The sequence below is a fragment of the Sporomusa sp. KB1 genome (assembly GCF_007830295.1).
In the GTDB taxonomy this organism is placed as follows: domain Bacteria; phylum Bacillota; class Negativicutes; order Sporomusales; family Sporomusaceae; genus Sporomusa.
Genome location: NZ_VLKC01000002.1, coordinates 1065406 through 1086350, shown reverse-complemented (window position 1 = coordinate 1086350; position 20945 = coordinate 1065406). Strand labels below are relative to the sequence as shown.

Annotated in this window: 20 protein-coding genes and 1 pseudogene; 19 read left to right on the top strand and 2 right to left on the bottom strand. The window is 44.6% G+C overall.

Going from position 1 to position 20945, the window contains the following annotated elements; translation table 11 throughout:
• From SALPA_RS08770 to katG, 19 genes and pseudogenes are all read left to right on the top strand, one after another.
• Entirely contained in the window at window positions 1–1056 is a 1056-nt protein-coding gene (locus SALPA_RS08770; RefSeq protein ID WP_145092429.1) for a hypothetical protein, read from the top strand.
• 4 nt (window positions 1057–1060) lie between these two features.
• Window positions 1061–2140 (top strand): phage late control D family protein, encoded by a 1080-nt coding sequence (locus tag SALPA_RS08765; protein ID WP_222427922.1) that lies wholly within the window; start codon window positions 1061–1063, stop codon window positions 2138–2140.
• Window positions 2141–2150: 10 nt separating this feature from the next.
• Window positions 2151–2549, top strand: a complete 399-nt coding sequence (locus SALPA_RS08760) for a phage baseplate assembly protein V (RefSeq protein WP_145092426.1) — start codon at window positions 2151–2153, stop codon at window positions 2547–2549.
• A 9-nt stretch (window positions 2550–2558) separates the two neighbouring features.
• Complete coding sequence (locus tag SALPA_RS08755) at window positions 2559–2879, top strand: PAAR domain-containing protein (RefSeq protein WP_145092423.1); 321 nt, start codon at window positions 2559–2561, stop codon at window positions 2877–2879.
• 4 nt (window positions 2880–2883) lie between these two features.
• Window positions 2884–3318, top strand: coding sequence for a GPW/gp25 family protein (locus SALPA_RS08750; RefSeq protein ID WP_186450984.1), 435 nt, complete (start codon window positions 2884–2886; stop codon window positions 3316–3318).
• Window positions 3311–4372 (top strand): baseplate J/gp47 family protein, encoded by a 1062-nt coding sequence (locus SALPA_RS08745; protein WP_145092417.1) that lies wholly within the window; start codon window positions 3311–3313, stop codon window positions 4370–4372. The genes SALPA_RS08750 and SALPA_RS08745 overlap by 8 nt, the downstream gene beginning before the upstream one ends.
• The gene (locus SALPA_RS08740; RefSeq protein ID WP_145092415.1) at window positions 4369–5043 is read left to right on the top strand and encodes a hypothetical protein; all 675 of its coding nucleotides are present in this window, start codon (window positions 4369–4371) and stop codon (window positions 5041–5043) included. Before SALPA_RS08745 ends, SALPA_RS08740 begins: the two co-directional genes overlap by 4 nt.
• Window positions 5044–5052: 9 nt before the next feature.
• Window positions 5053–7329 (top strand): hypothetical protein, encoded by a 2277-nt coding sequence (locus SALPA_RS08735; RefSeq protein ID WP_145092412.1) that lies wholly within the window; start codon window positions 5053–5055, stop codon window positions 7327–7329.
• Window positions 7330–7389: 60 nt separating this feature from the next.
• Window positions 7390–7593 carry a hypothetical protein gene (locus tag SALPA_RS30240; protein WP_222427921.1) on the top strand — a complete coding sequence of 68 codons (204 nt, stop codon included), beginning with the start codon at window positions 7390–7392 and terminating at the stop codon, window positions 7591–7593.
• Entirely contained in the window at window positions 7539–7883 is a 345-nt protein-coding gene (locus SALPA_RS08730) for a hypothetical protein (protein ID WP_145092409.1), read from the top strand. The genes SALPA_RS30240 and SALPA_RS08730 overlap by 55 nt, the downstream gene beginning before the upstream one ends.
• Entirely contained in the window at window positions 7876–8433 is a 558-nt protein-coding gene (locus tag SALPA_RS08725; RefSeq protein ID WP_145092408.1) for an N-acetylmuramoyl-L-alanine amidase, read from the top strand. Before SALPA_RS08730 ends, SALPA_RS08725 begins: the two co-directional genes overlap by 8 nt.
• Window positions 8430–9008 carry a hypothetical protein gene (locus SALPA_RS08720; RefSeq protein WP_255451064.1) on the top strand — a complete coding sequence of 193 codons (579 nt, stop codon included), beginning with the start codon at window positions 8430–8432 and terminating at the stop codon, window positions 9006–9008. Before SALPA_RS08725 ends, SALPA_RS08720 begins: the two co-directional genes overlap by 4 nt.
• Window positions 9009–9081: 73 nt before the next feature.
• Window positions 9082–9279: a hypothetical protein gene (locus tag SALPA_RS30235; protein WP_222427920.1), complete on the top strand. Its 198-nt coding sequence runs from the start codon at window positions 9082–9084 to the stop codon at window positions 9277–9279.
• A 15-nt stretch (window positions 9280–9294) separates the two neighbouring features.
• Window positions 9295–9810, top strand: a pseudogene (locus SALPA_RS08715) (site-specific DNA-methyltransferase); the annotation flags it as partial.
• Between the two features lie 135 nt (window positions 9811–9945).
• Window positions 9946–10092, top strand: a complete 147-nt coding sequence (locus SALPA_RS33190) for a reverse transcriptase N-terminal domain-containing protein (RefSeq protein WP_145092405.1) — start codon at window positions 9946–9948, stop codon at window positions 10090–10092.
• A 382-nt stretch (window positions 10093–10474) separates the two neighbouring features.
• On the top strand, window positions 10475–12490 hold the full coding sequence (locus SALPA_RS08705; protein WP_145092403.1) for a Na+/H+ antiporter: 2016 nt from the start codon (window positions 10475–10477) through the stop codon (window positions 12488–12490).
• Between the two features lie 183 nt (window positions 12491–12673).
• Window positions 12674–13759: a glycerol dehydrogenase gene (locus SALPA_RS08700; RefSeq protein WP_145092400.1), complete on the top strand. Its 1086-nt coding sequence runs from the start codon at window positions 12674–12676 to the stop codon at window positions 13757–13759.
• A 306-nt stretch (window positions 13760–14065) separates the two neighbouring features.
• Window positions 14066–14749 (top strand): NAD(P)/FAD-dependent oxidoreductase, encoded by a 684-nt coding sequence (locus SALPA_RS08695; RefSeq protein ID WP_145092397.1) that lies wholly within the window; start codon window positions 14066–14068, stop codon window positions 14747–14749.
• A gap of 376 nt (window positions 14750–15125) precedes the next feature.
• Window positions 15126–17321 (top strand): catalase/peroxidase HPI, encoded by a 2196-nt coding sequence (katG, locus tag SALPA_RS08690; RefSeq protein ID WP_145092394.1) that lies wholly within the window; start codon window positions 15126–15128, stop codon window positions 17319–17321.
• Window positions 17322–17582: 261 nt separating this feature from the next.
• Here katG and SALPA_RS08685 read toward each other — a convergent pair whose 3' ends face one another.
• On the bottom strand, window positions 17583–18911 hold the full coding sequence (locus tag SALPA_RS08685) for an FAD-binding oxidoreductase (RefSeq protein ID WP_255451061.1): 1329 nt from the start codon (window positions 18909–18911) through the stop codon (window positions 17583–17585).
• A 414-nt stretch (window positions 18912–19325) separates the two neighbouring features.
• Complete coding sequence (locus SALPA_RS08680; protein ID WP_145092388.1) at window positions 19326–20927, bottom strand: PAS domain S-box protein; 1602 nt, start codon at window positions 20925–20927, stop codon at window positions 19326–19328.
• Window positions 20928–20945: the final 18 nt, after the last annotated feature.

Here is a 20945-nt window from a genome sequence, read left to right as displayed (position 1 = left end):
ATGGAAATTGTTTTAGGTGATATTAAAATCACCATTCCCCCGGAGCGCAAAATTGACTTCACCGGCCTACGGGTACAGGTGAAATATGATGTTCCCGGTGACCGGCCACGGTATCAGGACATGGGCCGGGAGGAACGCACCGTCCGCTGGAATGGTATCTTCTACGGCACCGATACTAATGGAAAAATTGCCTATGAGCAGGCGCAGGCGCTGCAGGAGTACTATGACAGCGTAAAAAATATCGACACCGGTGATGAAAAAAGCGGCTTCCTCTTTCTGTTTGAAGACATCTCCTGCCGGGTGCTGATCAAAAGCTATTCCTACCAGTATTATCGAGCCGATAAGGTTCGCTATGACATTGAACTGGTACGGCTAGAGTCGGACTATGACAAAAAAGACCCGCAGCAAAAAGCCAAAACCAATAAAATCACCAAAGCCAAGACCGGTTTGGAAAAGCTCAAAGACGATATTAACAAGGCCATGAAAGTTGTCAATAACGTATCAAAAGCGGCGCAAAGTGTACAGGAAAGCCTGTATACTGCCCGAAAAAACTATCTGAGCGTGATGAAAGCGGTCAAAAGCCCAATAGCCAATATGAAACAGCAGATTAAAGATGTTAAATATGCCTTTGATAAAACGACGGCAACTGTCAATAATTCGGTGGGCAGGGTATCGACGCCGGCCAACCGGCAGGAACTGAAACAAGCCTTGCAAAAGGTACAAACTACAATTCCATTAGCCCAGGAGCTGGTGGCCTTGGCTCAGCAACAGAGCCTAAGTCCACGCACCGAAGAATTGATTCAGCAGCTTGCCTTGCGGACAGTTTTACCGGGTGACACGCTGCGTTCTATTGCTACCGATGTACTGGGAAGCCCGCACCAGTGGATTATACTGGCTCAGATCAACCGTCTGCCGAGCAGTATTATTCCGGCAGGTACTAAGACAATCCGGGTGCCGGATACAACTAACCTAGCCGAACTGCAGACGTTGCTTGATGAACAAATGGCGCAGCTGCCGGCAGCATCGTCGGACTATTTGAAAGTTAACGAGAGGTGATAGCGTGAGTCATCGCTGTTGGATTGAAGTGATTGACCCGGATACGAATGAACCATTGGCCGTTAAATGGTCGGATATCCTCAATTTAAATCTGGAACTATCGCTCTATGTGGCAGCCGATACCTTTGACTGTACCTTAAGGAATGATCTCCTGCTTTCCGATTACTTGCGGAAAGAGCAGGAGATTTCTTTTTGGCTGGGTTCGGTGGCTGATCCGTATCATTGGACCAAGGATCAACTTACCCATGTTTTTACCGGCAAAATTGACGGGGTACGGCCTTATTTTGGTGAGCAGATGACGGTGCAACTGGTAGGCCGGGACTATTCGGCCAGGCTCATTGATACCGAGTTCTCCGTTGCCTTTGCTGAACGAACGGCAGCACAGATTGCCACTATGCTGGCCGAAAAACATGGCTTAACTCCACAGGTAACGCCAACTGAAATTATAATCGAAAAGGATATGTACAAAGACCGTAAGGAATGGGAAATATTGCAGGAACTGGCTGACCGTGAGGGTTTCGTCTGTTATGTCAAGCGTAATAAGACGTTATATTTTGGGCCGCGCAGCGAGCTTGATGATACGATTATTGCTGAAATTAATTACCGACAGCAAGCCAAGTCCAACGCTTTGGCGATACAACTGGATGATTCACTGGTTGGTGTCATTAACTACGTAGTTGTCCGGCACTGGCTGGGAAAAAAGAAAGGTCTGGTTGAAGGTGAGGCCAAAAACCAGGAGCTTATAGACAAATATGGAGAGAAAAAACGGGTTATTTATGATCCGAAGGCCAAGACCAAAGAATTGGCCGACCAAATTGCCGAAAAACGTCTGAAAGAATGGTCACGGGTGGTAGTTACGGCTGAGCCGGTCAAGGTTGCTGGTTCTCCCCTTATGATGCCGGAGAAGATGGTGTCAGTGAAAGGTTGTGGCCGCTTCGATACAAGCTATTACATTGAAAGAGTCCGACATAGTTTATCAAAATCGAGCGGATTTTTCACAGAAGCTGCTTTAACCTCGCAGCGCCCGGACAGCGCTGCACAATACCGGAAGGATTTATACAACTACCAGGAACGGACGATGTAGGAGGAAAGCTATGAACCGAAAGCAGCCGCGTCAGGATGTTTTCCCACAGTGCGGCATTGTTACTAGTGTGAATGAAAACTATCGGGTAAAAGTATTTTTGCCGCTGCTTGGTATTGAGACGGATTTTATCCGGGTGGGCAGTCAGTATGTTGGGGCCGGATGGGGACTATGGGCTAGACCGCATGTCGGCAATGAAGTGCTGGTTGATTTTCCGAATGGGGACTTAAACAATGGGATTGTTGTCTGCCGCCTTTATTCCGAGGAGTGCGATCCGGCACCGGCAGAAGGTGATAACCTGACGCTGGTGCACGAGTCGGGGTCTGTTCTCCGCTTTGACCAGGCCGGCAATGTGCTTCTCGAAGCCAAAGGGGTCTTAACTCTTAATGGCGTTAAAGTAAATATTAACTGAGGTGATTGTATGCCAGCAGTTACACGGCGCGGGGACGGCACGACCGGTATTTGCAATCCCGGTTTGCCTTGTTGTCCGCATGGGCGGTCCGGTACCAATCAGGAAGCCAGCCCAAATGTATTTGTAAATGGCCTGCCGCTGCACCGAAAAGGCGATAGCGGACCGACCAATTGTCCGCATGGCGGGATTTTTGAAAGTGTCGCCGGGTCCGCTACTGTAATGATCAACGGTCACCCTGCTACCCGGATCGGTGACGCGACTACCTGTCAGATCTGCGGACAGCCCGGCAGTCATACGTCCGCTTCGCCGAATGTTTTTATTGGGGGGTGAAAGTTTGGCGAATTCGAAACTGGGTGTAGATATTGCACTGGATGGCAGTCTGAGTTTATTAACATCAACCGGCAGCAGCGATCTTAAACAATCGCAGACCGGTGATGTTGCGCGTATTGATGATGTAAGCACGGTGCGCCAAGCGCTCACCAAGCGTCTAAATACCCGCAAGGGAGAGCTATGGGCACACCCGAAATATGGCTGCGGTATTTGGGATATCCTGTCCGATTTAATGACGGATACCTGGTATTTGGAGGCTGTGGCCACCATCCGGGAAGCCATTAATGATGATCCACGGAGCAGCGTTGTCAGTGTGACTTATGAGGCGGTACAGCAAGAGCGCTATGTGATTTTCACCATTGTGTACCAGGTGATAGACGGCCGGCAGGATAACCTGATATGGGATTATGCACCTGAAGAGGTGACAGGCAGTGTTTAAAAAGTTTCAGGATATACTCAAAGATTTATTTACATTCGTAGGCGAAGGCGGTAAGCTCACCGACTTCAATGTCGGCTCGGCGCTTAGAACCATCCTGGAAGCTGTGGCGGCCATTACCGAAGAAGTATGGTATCAGCTGCAGTTTTTTGTGTACCGTTTTTTTCTCAGTACCTCGCAAGGGGAGTGGATTGACCGGCGATTGAATGATTTTGGGATGCCGCGCATTGAGGGCAGCGCTGCCTACGGCCTGATTACCGCTGGACGTGACTCGCCGTCACCGTTGAGTATACTCATATCAGCCGGAACCATCTTTCAGGACGAATCTGGCGAATTGCAGTACATTACGCAAAAAGACGCCATCTTGAACATAGGCGACAGCACGGTGGATATCGAAGCCCAGGCCGCTGATGTAGGCAGCGACTACAATCTGCCGGCAGGCACGGTGCTGAAGCAGTCCGGAATTGCAATCAGCGGCTTGGAATGGGGCAAGATCAAGCTCATGGGCGGCGGCGCAGATATTGAAAGTGATGAAGACTATGTCAACCGGGTACCGGATTATTTTGATTCCCTGAGCCGTGGCACCGGTCCGGCCATTGCTTATGCCGCCTCTACTGTCAAGGGTGTTAAGTCGGTTACTCTTAAAGAGAATTATCCGTCCAAAGGTTGGTTTACCATCTACATTGACGACGGCAGTGGTGTGGCTAATGAAACCCTGCTGCAGTCCGTTCGGGCTGTATTAGAAGATTACCGGGCATTTACGGTACATTATATTGTCGATACAGCTAAGCTGCGGGATTTCACGGCCCAGGTGCAGGTGATTTGTTATACCGATGTAATAAATGCTGATGAATTAAAACTGGATGTTCGAAGCGCCATTGTAAAATATGTGAATGCTTTAAAAATGGCGCAACCTTTGTATTTGTCTGACTTAATCTATCTGGCCCGTGCAATTGATGGCGTGGAGAACGTTCGGGTAATTGCCCCAATTGAGGATATTATGCCGGCAGAAGACGAACTTCTGAGAACAACCAGCGAAAAGGTTGTGATCGTATGAAGATTCTCCGTTATTTAACTTGGTTTGGGGAAGACGCCATTCATCCAGGTACGATATTATACACACTCGCCTATGCGATACAGCAGGTAATTGATGCTGTGGAAAATGGCATCAATTATATGGTAGATCAAATATACCTCATGACGGCTACAGGTGAATGGTTGGACCGCTGGGCGTGGGATCTTGCCCGGCTTAGGCGGCAAACATTGGAATCGGATGAAGCTTTCCGGGCACGGCTTATCCTGACGCTATTTCGCGTTCGGGTAATCCGAAAAGCAATTCGGCAGGCGGTAAAGACCATAGCTGGACGTTACCCGGTAGAAATATTTGAGCCAATTCGTGACACGGCGTACTGGAATGCCGGCTTTTTTTATGTGCCGAAACAGGAAGAGGACACGGCGGCGGCTACTGATGGAAGCGGAGTGTATTGCGCGCGGCTAGGAACCTTGGAAGATACCTCCTATACCGGTTATGTGCGGGTGCGCCTGGCTGGTGATTATCGCGGCGGAGCCGGGCTGAGCTATTTTAATGCCGCCGCCTTTTATGGACGCAGTTTTTTCTTTTCATCAACGGTCGATACCAAACGGGCCTTGACCCGTGATGATGTACTGACCGCAGTGCATCTCGTACAGCCTGCCGGTACCCAGGTGTTTGTTGAATTTTTACAGTGAGGTGATCGCGTGGACAAGGTGAATTTCAGTCCATTCTCGGAAATCCTTATGGAGGATTTTATTAGGCAATCAGGATACATCAGTGACGCATTTAAGCTGTTTATCTATGACTTTTTTAATCAGAATACGGCAGTTTTAGGATTGGAAGTCACTGCCCAGTCAGTGCCCAATATGACGGTCTATGTAAAGCCGGGGCGCATATACCAGTCCGGTCAGCAGGGGCAGCTCACCGTCAATCTTGACCCGGCGCTCACGGTCACGGCGGCACATCCCAGCTATAACCGGATTGATCGTATTTGTGCACAGTATAGGGAGTTGCCTGACATGCCAGAAACACGGAACGTAATGGCTGATACGGTTTCCCGGCAGGTCACGCAAAAAACAGTGATGACGCGAGTGGCTGGAAGCATTGATTTTATGGTAGTTCCCGGTGTTGCCGCCTCCAGTCCTGCAGCCCCTACTGTGCCGAATGACTGGGTGAGCCTAGCGCAAGTTACGGTGCGTGCCAATACTACTTCAATATTGCAGAGCGATATTTTAGATGAAAGGCCGACATTGAAAAATCTTATTACGCATACTCATAGCGGTGGTATTGATGGGGCACTGATTGACTATGGTAATTTAAAAAACAAGCCGGATTTAGGCAAAATAGGAATAAATCTTTGGCAGCCCACCTACACCTACGCCGTTGGCGACATTCGCTACTCAGCTTCTGCCGTTAACTACGCCTACATGGAGTGCACAGTCGGCGGTACAAGTGGTACGATAGAACCATCTTGGCCAGCGATTGGGCAAACAATAGTTGACGGAACTGTTACGTGGGAAGTAATCCCAATTAGTTTTTCAAATTATAAAAATGTGGCGAAACTTGGGGATATTAAAGCGAAGTTACCAAAAGCAGATATTCGCATTTGGTGTATTGGTAGCGGTGATGAAACAACTAAGATTCAAGAGGCTATGGATTGGTGTGCGGCTAATAATTCGGTATTAATGGTCACAATGGGAAATTTCACCGCAACCAATCTTGTTGTTCCAACTAATTTAAAAATGGAATTTTATTATGGTGTTATCACGCAAGCCGCTGGTGCTGCTGGTGTGCTATTTACCATTAGCGGGGGGGTATCCGGTGTAATCATTGATAAGCCAAACTTGTACGGTGGCAATGTTACTGGATATACAACTGCGTCGACGGAAGGAACGAGAAAAGGAATTGTTATAGCATCTAGTTCGGACGTTTGGATTACTAATCCAAAGATTAGAGGGTTTGACAGTAAGGGAATTCAAATTTTAAGTCTTGGTGCGTCACCTGTGCACGGGCATTCAGTTAAGGTGTTGGGCGGTGAAGTAGACTACAACTACTGCAATCTTGAATGTTTGTCCGGTGCTGAATATGTGCAAGTTTCGTCCCTTACTGCCACAAAAGGAAAAATTGGGGTAAGCATTGCATCGGGTAACGCTCACATTGCCAATTCAATGTTTAATGACAATGTTGATGGCTGTCGCGTGATTGCCGGTGGTAATGATGCTCATGGATCATTTACGGGCTGTACATTTAACCACAATACGCGGTATGCTCTTGAAACAGATGGGGTAAAAAATGGTCACACCTTTAATGGATGCCATTTTTATTATGGCGATATTCACATCAAAGATAGCAAGGGCATATTTATTGTGGGCGGCAGTCATTTAAGCTATAACAATGTATACGCCGAGGGTGGCGGCTACAATAAAATAGCAGACAATTTTATCAATGGAGATAATGTCGTTTTTTATCATGGTTACAATGGTACTGCTAGTAAACTACAAGTGATTGGCAATCGCTTGCCTGATGGAAATAGTGCAGACAAGTATAATCAACCCGCGTTTTATGTGGAAAAACATGCGACAGCAGTAACAAACATTACTGCTGAATGGACGCTTTTATGGGCTACAGGCGGTTCAATATTATACGCCCAATATAATGAGTTAGTAACTGATGGTGTGTTCACTACTCCTATACATGACTTTATTACCCTTAACTATTACCTTGTGATGCAAAATATAAGCGCATCATTAAAAACCAGGGTAAATGTTTATCTCTGCACTTCGTATGCGCCATATTCAACGTGGTCAACCATTTTAGCAGACACCGTTATACTGGAGGCAGGGACAGCATTAAACCATTTCTTTTCGCGCAGCTATTCTTTTTCTCACGGCAAGGATGTTAAATTTCAGATAGTAGTATCTTCTGATAACGGGGTAAATATTAATACGGATTCTATACTGAAAATTACAGGCAAATATTAATGATAAGTAAAGCCGATAAGGCTCTATTTTTATTTGGGGTGATTATATGTCGCGCGAACCATGCCGCTAATGAGCGGTTATTTTTATGCCTATATTTTGGGGGTGGGGATGATTGCCGGGATTTATGCTGCTGCTGGCTTAGTCGGTGGTCTAGTCGGCGGAGCTGTACAGGCTTATTTCATCATTTTGGAAAGGGGGATATCAATAATATGTCAGAATTTCAAATCGCCATTGCGGCCGCTGGGACTATCCTGGCGGCTTTAGTTCTGGTACTGGTCATTCACATAGTGTATCGTGGACTGCCGACAGGCAAGGCCAAAGACGGCCTGCAAAAAATTATCTATGAGCTGGATCGGCACGCTGACGACATGGAGAACCACGAAAAACGAGCGGCAGCAATTCAAGCAGTCATGGATATTTTAGGCTGGCGCAGGATTATCGTACCTAAGGTACTGATAGGTTGGCTAATTGACGCTGAAGTGGCAGCGATTCGAAAAATACAGCAGGCTACGGATACGCCGGACCTGCACAAGGAGGAAAAGAAGAATGTCTAAAATTTTTATCAATCAAGGTCATGCGCCTAATGGCACCCCTGATCCGGGAGCGGTCGGCCCGTCCGGACTGCGCGAAAGTGACGTTACATTTGACGTTGGTAATATTGCAGCAGATTATCTCCGTGCTGCCGGTTGTGAAGTCATGGTGTACCAGTCTGACAGCCTGCAGGACATTTGTGACCAGGCCAATGACTGGGGCGCTGATGCTGTTGTAAGCATCCATTGTAACTCATTTTCTGAAACGTCTACCGGCATGGAGATATACACCAGCCGTGGTCTTACCAGGGCAGATGGTCTAGCGTCACTCATCATGGATCAAATGACAGGAGACTTTCCACAGCTTCCGGTGCGATCCGACTGGAGTGATGGCGACGTTGACAAAGAGGCCGGGCTGTACGTGCTTATACACACTGATGCGCCAGCGGTGCTTGTGGAACTGGCTTTCATTTCGAACCCGGCTGAAGAGGCTATTCTGGCAAGTTTGGAAGGAAAAAGAAAATTTGCTGCTGCAATTGCTCGCGGCGTTACGGATTGGCAGGTGGCATCATGAATATTGACGGAGTCAAACAGAGTGCTATTACTTTCTTAAAATCAAACTGGAAATACCTGATAGGGCTGGCCGCTGTGCTGGCCCTATTGTATTTCGGCCACCAGGAATACCAACAGTGGAAGCAACAAATAATCGATCAAGCGCAAAAAGAAACTGCTCCACAGACCCAGACAATCACTTTACCCCCTCAAGTAGTCCACACAAATACTGAAACAATCCGGGAGGTAGTTGTTCAGACTCCCAGCACCCAAGGTGCTGTTTTGCAATTCGTGGAGAGACAAGGAAAAGTTATCGCGATTGTGAATGGACAAGAAACAGAGGTCCCAAATTTGACCGGGCAACCTGATGTAAAAATCGGTGAAAATGGTGAACTCAGATTTTCTACAATGTCTACTACTAAAATTGACGTTACTGATATGGCCAATGCCCAGGCTAGGCTGATAGCAAACCAGGAGCTTGAGAAGCAGGCCAAAGTGCACCAAAAAGAAATGGACAAAGAAAAATCCGCTCGGAAAAAGGAGCGGATTGAGTGGATTATTGGTACTGTAGTCGGTTCGTATCTATTGACGAAGTAAATATTATTTTGCTTTGACATCATTCATGCGTCGGAGTTATACTGAAACAAATGTTCGTATATAAGGAGGATGCATGAAAGAATTTATTAATCAGATACTACAGGGAGATTGCCTTGATATTCTCAGTAAAATTCCAGGAAATAGTGTTGAAGCAGTTATTACAGATCCACCTTATTCAAGTGGTGGACTGTCTCATGCGGAACGCTCAAAAGACCCTGTTGAAAAATATCAACAATCAAATAATAAAATAGTTAACCGCCCTAGCTTTTGAGGGGACAATAGAGATGCACGGTCATGGCTGCACTGGTGCACAATGTGGATTTCGGAGTGTCATCGTATTCTCAAGCCAGGCGGCTATTTTTTAATGTTCTCCGACTGGAGGCAACTGCCAATGGCTAGCGATGCGCTGCAGTTTGGAAATATTATCTGGCGTGGAACGGTGGCTTGGGATAAGACGGAAGGCAGTCGGGCACCCCATAAAGGATACTTTAGGCATCAATGTGAATATGTTTTATGGGGAACGAAAGGGAATTGTCCTAAAGCAGTGCATGGTGGCCCATGGCCAGGGTGCTTTAGGATTTCGGTTAAACAGAAAGATAAGTTCCATTTAACCGGTAAGCCGACTGAATTAATGGAAAATCTAATTCAGATTGTTCCAGAAGAGAGCATTATTCTTGATCCCTTTGCCGGGTCGGGAACCACGTTAGTAGCAGCTCAAAAATTAAATAGACATTTTATTGGGATTGAAAAAGAAAGTTATAATGTTCATATAGCGCAGAAACGATTATTGTGCACCGCGTAAAGAAGGAGAGCATGGTATTTGCACTACGAAAAATAGCCGCCTTTATGGCGGCTATTTCTGTATATAATATAGGAAAGTTTTCGCAAAAAGTGTGAGACTTTTTCGCAAATAGTTTGCGCAGCTACATCAAAACCGATGTATGAATGGAAGACCATACCCTGGAAGAAAGTTAAAAGGGTAGTCTTTAAGCTCCAAAAGCGCATTTACCAAGCCTCTGAGCGTGGCGATGGAAATACGGTCCACAAACTGCAAAGACTTCTAATGAAATCCTGGTATGCCTGACTGCTTGCCACAAGGAGAGTAACACAAGATAACCAAGGGAAGAAAAAGTATAAGATTTTTTTAGTTTAGGGCTTGACTTCAGTTAGCTGGTTTTTGTCACACGGCAAAGCATGCAAAAAGGGTAGTTGCTCTATTTGGAAAGAGCAACGTATGAATGGCTCGACTTAAAATGTATGATAGAGTGGTGAATTTTGTTATAATAGATGTAGATAAAAGAGTGTTACCCAGTCAGTTAGGGCCAGTTTGCATAGAGATTTTGTAAATAAGGGCGCATTGCTTATAGAGGCAGATATGAAAAGGCCGTTTGCGAAATTTTCTGGAAATGGATGAGCAAATGGAGCTGGCCTTTGGGCTATCCCGTGTATAGGAATGGAGAACAGAAATGGATATATTAATAACAATATTGCTGTTGCTTTTCTGCCTGCTATTTTCCAATATCGTCAGCCATTACGTTCCGTCGGTGCCGACAGCACTTACTCAAATCGCTACTGGCATCGTGCTTGCAGTTATACTTAAGGATATTTCATTTAAAATAGAAACGGAAAGTTTTTTGCTTCTGTTCGTCGCGCCGTTGTTATATAACGACGGAAGTCGTTTTCCACGGGAGGAATTGTGGGAAATGCGGTTACCGATCCTAGGTAATGCTATTATTCTAGTTATTTTAACAACGTTAGGCGGCGGCTACTTTATTCACTGGATAATACCCGGCATTCCGCTAACTGCGGCCTTTGCCTTGGCGGCTATTTTATCACCCACGGATCCTGTGGCTGTGAACGGGATTGCCAAACGTATCCACATTCCCCAGAAGGTATTGTCGCTCGTACGGGGAGAATCTTTAATCAATGATGCATCAGGACTAGTTGCCTTCAATTACGCAATAACGGCAGTCGTAACAGGCTATTTTTTACTGAATGAGGCAATTCTGAACTTTTCTTACAAATTTTTGGCAGGGGCGATAGCAGGCCTGACTCTGGGCTTTCTGATAGTCTGGCTACGGTTTGCGCTACGCAGACAAGGCATCGTCGACGTAACCTTTCATTCGCTGCTGCAGATACTGACGCCATTTGCCATCTATCTTATTACGGAAGATTTTTTGCACGCTTCCGGCGTGATTGGTGTAGTAGCAGCCGGGATTGTTCATGCCCTGGTGAGAGAACAGACGGAAACCATGATTGCGGAAGAGCAGGTATTGACAGAGAACATCTGGTCCATCGTTTTGTTTGTGCTAAATGGAGTGGTATTCCTATTATTAGGATTAAACATTCCTTCATCAATGGCTGAAGCAGTGGCAGATCCGAATCTAAACAACTACCGGATCATCGGCCATGCGGTCGTAATCGGAGCGGTTATTTTAGGCATCCGCTTTATCTGGTCCTATCTATTTTTTTATGTTGATTATTATACCAGTAAAGCGAAAAATGTTGTTAAGCCTGATTTCCAGACGAATTTGATGATCAGTCTGACCGGAGTCCGGGGCGCCGTTACTATGGCAGGCGTTCTTTCCATACCCTATTTTTTAGCGAATGGAGATGAATTTCCGCAGCGGTCGCTCATTCTCTTTCTCGCTGCCGGTGTCATTCTTTTCACTTTAATCGTGGCAACACTGTTTTTGCCAGTTTTGAGCAAAAGAGAAGCCAGCGTAACAGAGGCAGGGGAGGAAATAGAGTTAGGCGAACCGAAAAGGAAAATTCTGCTGGAAGCGATTAAACAAATTCGACTGGAAATGAATGATGAAAATCGATTCGCAGCTTATGAATTGATTGATGAATATAAGATCAGGCTCAGGCATCTCCGATCAGAAGAAATGCCGCATGACATAAAGACATCCGAAATACGGTTAATGGCATTGAGAAAAGAAAGAGAATATATACATGCTGTCATGGCCCAGCATGAGATGAGTGAAGCGGTATTTGAGTCATTTGAAAAATCGCTTGACCGCCGGGAAGAAGCTCTTTCCGCCAATATAAACTCCGGGTTAGTGTATCTTATTGGCAGGATGATCAGAAACTGGAGGCGTTACAGGGGAAGTTCCGGTAAAACGGCCGGGGCTTTGGCTGCCGCTAAATTACGTATCAGCGATGACATCCAGCTAAAGGCACTGCAGGCCACTTATGATTTTTTGGAAAGTTATGCCCAGAAAGATGATCGGGCCAATATGGTTTATTCGGTCATGCAAGACTATAAACGAATGATTGTGCGACTGGAGAAGCCGGCTAGACAAAGCAGTGAAGAGAAAAAACAGCAAAAAGAAGACCTGCGCATGATGGTAATAGACATAGAACGCTCAGAAATCATCAAAATGTTTGAGGCTGGAGAAATTACCAAGCAACAGGCAAAAGAGCTAAGAAGATTTGTCAATAATATCGAAAGTGTTGTGCTGTACGAATATGTTGAATAACTCTAAGCGACAGGGAAAAGGATAATATAAAATCACCGCAATACTTAGCAAGTGCAATTTGCTAATTTTTTCATTAAAAATCAGGGGGAAAGAGTGCTAAAATACAAGTAAGTAAATCGTGAGTTACTGTTTGTTTATACGTGAATTTTTACACAAAATAAATTTCTAGGAGACGATGCTGTTATGTTGAAATTAATGAGAGCACCTGCTAAGTATGTACAGGGAAAAGATGCTTTGTTTGAAGCCTATGAAAACACCAAAGATTTGGGATCTTCTTTTTTGTTTGTGTGTAGCCGCAGCGGCTACAAAATAGCCAAGCCAAAAATTGAAAAAAGCTTTGAAAACAAAACTGTTAAAATTATGTTTGAAGTGTTTAACGGGATCAGTTCTACGGGCGAAATTGAAAGAATGAGAAGAATTGTAAAAGAAAATAAAATTCAAGTTGTATGTGCAATTGGCGGCGGAAGTGCCATAGACACTGCCAAAGCTACCGCATATTATGAAAATTTGCCGGTGGTAGTTATGCCTACAGTAGCAGCTACCGATGCTCCCTGCACAGGCCTTTCTGTAATTTACAACGATGACGGCTCATTTTGCAAATATATTTTTTATCCGAAAAATCCGGAGGCAGTCATTGTAGATTCTTCCATTATTGCCGCAGCACCGGTAAAATTTTTAGTGGCAGGAATGGGAGATGCTTTAGGCACCTATTTTGAAGCAAGAGCCTGCTTAAAAACAAATTCGCCCAGCCTCGAAAATGGGGGAATCACTAAATCAGCAATGGCTCTTTGCAAGCTTTGCTATGAAACACTTTTTGCGGATGGCTATAAAGCAAAATTGGCAGTTGAACAGGGTATTTTAACTCCGGCAGTGGAAAATATCATTGAGGCAAATACCTATTTAAGCGGTGTGGGAGCAGATAATGGTGGCCTGGCGGTCTCCCATTCTGTATATAACGGCTTTACCGCTTTAGAAGAATGTGAATCAACTATGCACGGAGATTTAGTGGCATTTGGCACGATAGCGCAGTTGATTATTGAAAACGCTCCTATGGAAGAAATTGCGGAAGTAATTGAATTCTGTATATCTGTTGGCTTACCTGTAACTTTAGCGCAAGTCGGCGTCAAGGATGTAAAAAGAGTTCACATTGCTGCAGAAAAAGCATGTATGCCAGGGGAATCCATTCATAATATGCTTGGGGATGTGACTCCGGAAGAACTGTATAATGCATTATTGGCAGCTGATACATTGGGAAAAACCTTTTTATAATAGTTCCCGCTTGGCAAATGGGAGCTGTCTGCGGTTACCTGATGCCAATAAAAAAACAGACTACCTTGTAGTCTGAACCCTTAAAGTGGGACCCCTTAAAAAAACTTATGCCGTATGCAGCTGCTCTCGAAATTTTATCGGGGGCAGCTTATTTATTTTTAGCCCTTGCGCCTTCCAATCGGAGGTGCCAAGGGCTTCATTACTTTCGTACTCAGATAGATAGGGGATGTTTTTTAAAATTATTTTTGTACAAAATAGTATTGGGAGATACTGTACGCGTCAACATTTTATCATGGAGGAGATATTATGGAAATAAGACAAGAGACAAAACGTGATATGTTGGAAAAAGGTGCTGTATTGCAACGGGACAAAAGAACCTATGCTGTGGCACCGCATATACCCGGAGGGGTTATTTTAGATTTCAATCTGATGCGTAAAATTGTGGATGTGGCGGAAAAGTATGGTGCCCAGGCTTTAAAACTTACAAGTGCGCAGCGCATTGCCATTGTCGGCATTGAGGAAGATAAGATTGACCAGGTGTGGGGAGAGCTGGGCATGAAAAAAGGACATGCTATTGGTTTGTGCGTACGCAGCATAAAAATTTGTCCGGCAACCCATTTCTGTAAACGGGCCCAACAGGATGCTGTAACATTAGGTTTTGAGCTGGATGAAAAATATCATGGTATGGATTTACCATCTAAATTTAAAATGAGTGTTGCTGGCTGTGCGAATTCTTGTAGTGAACCATCGGTCAGGGATTTAGGAATTATGGGTACCCCGAAAGGATACACAATCATGATTGGCGGTAATGCCGGCATCAAACCACGGCTGGCAAATATATTAGCTGAAAATGTGCCGCAAGAGGATGTTTTGCCGTTGGTTGATAAGATTATTAATTATTATAAAGAACATGCAAAGAGTTATGAACGCCTAGGAAATCTAATTGACCGTTTCGGATTTGAAAAGGTCAAACAGGATTTATCCAATTAAGAAATAGCAAGGTTCGCCTCCACCAATCAAAAGATAAACTAATAGTTATGTTATTGTGAATTAAGCATAAGTTGCCGGAACGGCAAGCTTATGCTTAATTTATTATGCGGCAAAGCTTACATAAAGATAATTGGAAATAATGATGTGAGATTTATATTCATTTTTAATAAAATTAAAAGCATTGAAGGAGTTTTATGAAAACTTAGGGAACTATACATCAAATATTAGATCAAGAGGGTTATTTATGCTACCAGTCATTGGTGAAACTGCATAGCGGATAGTTGGATTACATAATATTTACCAAAAATACAATTGCCGCTGAAACGTTGTTCCGGGTGCCTTACCAAAACAGAAAATTTAAGAAGGAGATGATTTCATGAGTGCAGAAAGCAAATGCCCAGTAACAGGTATGACCAGAAAGGCCATCGCTGGAGGTGGCACTTCAAACCGGGATTGGTGGCCGAACCAGTTGAACCTTAAGATTTTGCACCAGCAGTCCTCGCTTTCCAATCCAATGGACGAGTCTTTCAACTACGCTGAAGAGTTCAAGAATCTGGACCTTGAAGCAATGAAGAAAGACCTTTATGCGTTGATGACTGATTCTCAGGATTGGTGGCCGGCCGATTACGGTCACTACGGACCACTCTTTATAAGGATGGCATGGCATAGTGCAGGCACGTACCGCCTCAACGACGGGCGTGGCGGGGCAAGGTCAGGTTCCCAACGTCTTGCGCCCCTCAACAGCTGGCCTGACAATGTGAACCTCGACAAAGCACGCCGCTTACTTTGGCCAATCAAGCAGAAATATGGCAGAAAGATATCCTGGGCCGATCTCATGATTTTGGCCGGCAACTGCGCGCTGGAGTCAATGGGGCTGGATACGTTCGGTTTTGGTGGCGGACGTGTGGACGTTTGGGAGCCGGAAGAAGACATTTATTGGGGTTCTGAGGGTGAGTGGCTTGGTGATCAGCGTTATTCCGGCGACCGGGACCTCGAGAATCCGCTCGCTGCCGTACAAATGGGATTGATTTATGTGAACCCGGAAGGCCCGAACGGCAACCCTGATCCAGTCGCCTCAGGTCGTGACGTGCGAGACACTTTCGCCCGAATGGCCATGAACGATGAAGAGACGGTTGCGCTTGTCGCCGGAGGCCATACATTCGGTAAATGCCATGGTGCTGGGCCTGCGACCCATGTGGGGCCTGAACCCGAGGCCGCCGGTATTGAGGAACAGGGTCTTGGCTGGAAGAGCAGCTTCAAGAGCGGCAAAGGCGGCGATACGATCGGCGGCGGCATTGAGGGCGCTTGGAAGCCGAATCCGACCAAATGGGACATGGGTTATTTGAAGGTACTGTTCAAATACGAGTGGGAGTTAGTCAAGAGCCCGGCCGGCGCGCATCAGTGGTTGGCTAAGGACGTGGAAGAAGAAGACATGGTGGTTGATGCCCACAACCCAGCGAAGAAGCTCCGCCCGATGATGACCACAGCGGATCTCTCCCTTCGCTTCGATCCGGTCTACGAACCTATCGCGCGACACTACCTGCAGAATCCTGAAGAATTCAAGGACGCCTTTGCGCGGGCATGGTTCAAGCTCACCCACCGCGACATGGGACCTCGTTGCCGCTATCTCGGACCGGAGGTGCCTGCGGAAGAACTGATTTGGCAGGATCCGGTGCCCGCAGTTGACCATGAACTGATTAACGAGCAGGATATTGCAGAACTCAAGGCCAAGATTCTTGCGTCCGGTTTGTCGATTTCCCAGTTGGTTTCAACAGCCTGGGCGTCTGCAGCCACATTCCGCGGCTCCGACCTGCGTGGCGGGGCAAATGGGGCACGTATCCGTCTGATGCCACAGAAGGATTGGGAAGTCAATCAGCCGACGCAGCTTGGCATTGTCCTTCAGAGCCTGGAAAAAATTCAGATAGAGTTCAATAGCGAGCAGGAAGGGCAAAAGAAAGTTTCCCTGGCCGATCTGATTGTTCTGGGTGGTTGTGCAGCCATCGAGCAGGCCGCAAAAAATGCCGGCAGCAATGTGTCTGCTTCGTTTAAACCAGGACGCATGGATGCATCGCAGGAACAGACCGAAGTTCATTCATTTGCGGTGATGGAGCCGAAGGCGGATGGCTTCCGTAACTACCTAAAAGCAAAATATTCCGTATCAGCAGAGGAAATGCTGCTTGATCGGGCACAATTGCTGACATTGACCGCGCCTGAGATGACGGTTCTCATTGGCGGTATGCGCGTCTTGAATGCAAACTTCGGACAGTCCCCACATGGCGTTTTCACTAAGCGGCCAGAGGTGCTTACTAACGACTTCTTTTTAAATCTGCTCGACATGCGCACCACGTGGAAGGCCATAGCAGAAGAAGCCAACGTGTTTGAAGGTCGTGATCGCTCAACAGGTGAACTAAAGTGGACTGCCACCCGTGTCGACCTTATATTTGGCTCGAACTCCCAACTAAGGGCCATTGCGGAAGTCTATGGTAGTGCGGATTCTCAGGAGAAATTCCTGCATGACTTTATAGCGGTGTGGAACAAAGTGATGAACCTTGACCGCTTCGACCTTTGTTAATTTTGGGAGGAAGTCTTCGGAGGTATCCTGACTTCTAAAATCGGATAATTTAAAGAAGCGATAGGCCATGAATTGACAGATGGTTTAAGGGCTTCATGGAAGCTATAAGCAGCTTATACAACAGCCGGACAAGATATCAATTGTCCGGCTGTTTGGTTCAATTCGGGTGGGACAAAGGGACAGGTGCGTTGTCCCAGATGCTGGGGTTACTAGTTTGATAGATTCGATTAATCCGTGTTATACCATCACTCATAGTTGTTTTTACAAAATACTTTGAGGAAAGCTGAAAATATTATAGGGATCATATTCTTTCTTGATACGCTGCAGTCTTCGTACATGTGCTCCATAGTATGCCTGTTCATAATTTGGCAAATTGTTGTAGGGGAAGTTAATATATGAGCCCAAAGTTACCGTATAAATATAGTCAAAACCTGTTGTTACCCATTTTTTGTGGAGCGATGCTTCTTTTTTGCTTTCCCAAGACGAGGTTATAGCAATTATATAATTGGCTTGCCTGTCAAAAAAGGCTGTTTCGTTTACTTCCACATTTCTAACGGCTCCCCCTAACGAGTATACCCGGATGGAAGAATTTGTATTGTTAGCCGGTGCTTTATCTATAATATCTATAAATTTTACTAGTTCACTCTGTGAAAAGTGCCTGTGCACGAATCTACCCGTAGCCTTAAATGCTTCTCGTTCGGGATAGATTTCCCCTATTGTTTTTACTGCATCTATGAAATCTACATACTCTATATTTTCAAGGGTTATCCCGGGTATCTCCAGTAAGGGCCCTAAAATTTGTCTGGCTTCCTCCGGACATCCGTAAAAGAATGAGTTCATCCATGCTCCCAGTTTGTATATTCCACCAAATGCACTAATCCTGCGGTCCAAATTTAGCAGCCATTTCTGCCATACCCGCAGGAATTCAAGTCTGGCTGATTTATCATTATCCCATCTCAACTGAATTAGCGTTATTTTGTCAACATTTTTTAACCGGAATTTATACCTGGTTACAACCCCGAAATTCCCACCGCCTGCTCCCCTTAGTGCCCAAAATAGCCCTGGATTACAGCAGTCGTTTACCATTAGCTGATTACCTTCGGCATCAACCATTTCTGCTTCCAATAGACTATCTGCCGTAAGACCCAAATAACGGGTAGATAACCCTATTCCGCCTCCCAAAACCAGCCCGGATATGCCTACAGACGGACAAGTTCCCCCCGGGAATGTGTAACCACATTGATAGAGCCTTTCATATAAATACCCTAATCTTACTCCGGCTTGTATGTCAACGGTGTCATCGTCAGTATTTACTTTTATATCGTTCATTAAGGTAGTGTCTATCACTAATTTGCGATTCCCAGTAGAATAACCTTCATAATTATGTCTGCCGGATCGGATTCGCAGTTTGACTCCTTGTTTTCGTGACCAAAGTATTGCATTGGCTATATCGCAAGCGTTAAAGCAATAGACGATAGCACAAGGGTATTTGTTTATAGCTATGTTATATTCTTGTCTGGCTTGCTCATACTCGGGCTGCCCTGGTACTACAACCTTTCCTGTTAGCCCTGTGTAGCTCAAGTTATTCACCTACTTTTTTATTCTCTCGTATTATTTTATGTTAATAAAATATATTTTGTTACTTTGCTTAGCCCTAAGAAACCTGTTTAGAGTCCTGATAACTAATCTGGCAGCAGGATGCAAAGGGGACGGTGGTGTTGTCTTATATAAAGACACAACCACCGTCCCTTTGTCACATCTCCCAAAGATTTATGATCTTTGGGAGTGTATTTTTTGGGCTAAATTTATATTTATAATGTCCCTTTTTTCAAAAGAAGTCAGTAGAATATACATGAAAACGGACTGGGAAGTTGTTTTCGGGAAAAATCCTATCAAACATAGTTGCTGTCTCCTGTTTATTACAGCAATTTCATTATTGGTGAGGATTATTAGCCGAAAGACGGGCTGGCATTAAAGTATTAGGCAGCAGAGTCGGACTGAAATTTATAAAAGTTTCATTAACTGAAGAGCTGTAGAGAGAGCCATTCGTGTTTCATAAGAGTCAAGAGAAATGTTTAATATTTGCTCAATACGTTGTTTTCTTAGTTGTATAGTTTTATGGTGCAAAAACATTTGTGTGCCTATTTCTTTAAAACTTAAGCCAGATAGAATTTTTTCAAGTGTACCAACTAATTCAGTTCCAGAGTTTATGTCGTGCTGGATTAGAGAACCAATCATTTTGTTTACATATGCCTGTGCATCATTCGAAATAGTAAATGGTGCAAGAACCTGATAAATCCCACAGTTTTCATAATGACAAACTTTTTGATCCGGCCAAATCTGTTTGCTGATTTTTATTGCTGTTTCCGCATTCTTTAATCGTTTGGAAAAGTCAGCCCAGCCATCTAAATAATTCGCTATTCCGATATTTATTTCAATATCGGGAAAATATGCCGATATATATTTTATATAAACTCCAGCTTCTTCTATTTCTCTATTATTACGATTAATATCAGTAGTATTTTTAGTAATAGACCATACAATTCCAATCCCGTTAGCAGTTTCCCAAGCAATAGTGTCTTCTTTTTTATTAAGAAGGTCTATCAATGCATCAATAGTTTGTTGTTTGCGAGTGTCTTCCTCAAAACATATATTAGTAATTACAAGAAAAAGGAGGGAAAAATATTTAGGGATATATATCTTGCTTTGCAGAGCTAAATCTTTAATTTCAGAGTCGTCAGTATAATTTCGATTTATAATTAGGCTAAAAAAATCATTTTTTTTCTTTCGCTCGTAGGCCTGGTGTAAAAGACCTTCAGTTTTTCTTCGCTCACTAATGTCTCTCGTTACCCCCAGAAATCCAATAAAATCGCCTTCGTTACTTTGGACAATAGTTACTAAAGACTCTGTCCAAATCATTTTTCTATTTTTTCCGAGCTGATTCCATTCAATGATAAGAGGTTCATGCTTTTTATCAGTCTTGAGAAATGATGTATTATCTTCACACAAAGCTTGCAAGAAGGAGAGCGGAGTTTCAGTAATTTTTTTACCCTCTAACTCTTCCGAAGTATAACCTAATAATTTCTCAATTGAGGGACTGATATAATGGATTTTCAGTTTATCATTTAGTAACCAGATTACATCATCGGTATTATCTGCCAGCAGTTTATACTTTCGTTCGCTCTCTTTTATAATTAGCTGATTCTTTTCAAGTTCAGCAATATGTTGTTTTTCATTTTCTGTTAGTTCATTCAAGCGTATAATCATTGAATTAAATGAAGTAGAAAAGCTTCCCATAAAATCAACGCGCTGACTGTAGTCGCCTGAAGCAACCATACTGGTCTGCCAAGCCAAATGACGAAGATTTGATTGCAAAGCTTTCAGTGCCCCTGGCCAATAGCCGCGTAGTTCGAGAGAGTGGGTTAATTCACCATTAGACAACTCATATGTAAATTTGCGAATAGCTAACAAATCGTTTACTAATTTTCCGAAAGATAAGTATTTGTCGGTATACTCGGTGATGTTTGGAGGGAGAGCCTTAGTATATAAAATAGAGTTTATTAATCCTATTAGCTCATTAATATCACTTTTTTCTTCCTGATCCAAAAAAGATAGTCCTCCTGT

Coding starts and splice junctions, on each gene's coding strand:
- SALPA_RS08770 (WP_145092429.1), top strand. CDS start 1: ATGGAAATTGTTTTAGGTGATATTAAAATCACCATTCCCCCGGAGCGC.
- SALPA_RS08760 (WP_145092426.1), top strand. CDS start 2,151: ATGAACCGAAAGCAGCCGCGTCAGGATGTTTTCCCACAGTGCGGCATT.
- SALPA_RS08755 (WP_145092423.1), top strand. CDS start 2,559: ATGCCAGCAGTTACACGGCGCGGGGACGGCACGACCGGTATTTGCAAT.
- SALPA_RS08740 (WP_145092415.1), top strand. CDS start 4,369: ATGAAGATTCTCCGTTATTTAACTTGGTTTGGGGAAGACGCCATTCAT.
- SALPA_RS30240 (WP_222427921.1), top strand. CDS start 7,390: ATGCCGCTAATGAGCGGTTATTTTTATGCCTATATTTTGGGGGTGGGG.
- SALPA_RS08730 (WP_145092409.1), top strand. CDS start 7,539: ATGTCAGAATTTCAAATCGCCATTGCGGCCGCTGGGACTATCCTGGCG.
- SALPA_RS08725 (WP_145092408.1), top strand. CDS start 7,876: ATGTCTAAAATTTTTATCAATCAAGGTCATGCGCCTAATGGCACCCCT.
- SALPA_RS08720 (WP_255451064.1), top strand. CDS start 8,430: ATGAATATTGACGGAGTCAAACAGAGTGCTATTACTTTCTTAAAATCA.
- SALPA_RS30235 (WP_222427920.1), top strand. CDS start 9,082: ATGAAAGAATTTATTAATCAGATACTACAGGGAGATTGCCTTGATATT.
- SALPA_RS33190 (WP_145092405.1), top strand. CDS start 9,946: ATGTATGAATGGAAGACCATACCCTGGAAGAAAGTTAAAAGGGTAGTC.
- SALPA_RS08705 (WP_145092403.1), top strand. CDS start 10,475: ATGGATATATTAATAACAATATTGCTGTTGCTTTTCTGCCTGCTATTT.
- SALPA_RS08700 (WP_145092400.1), top strand. CDS start 12,674: ATGTTGAAATTAATGAGAGCACCTGCTAAGTATGTACAGGGAAAAGAT.
- SALPA_RS08695 (WP_145092397.1), top strand. CDS start 14,066: ATGGAAATAAGACAAGAGACAAAACGTGATATGTTGGAAAAAGGTGCT.
- katG (WP_145092394.1), top strand. CDS start 15,126: ATGAGTGCAGAAAGCAAATGCCCAGTAACAGGTATGACCAGAAAGGCC.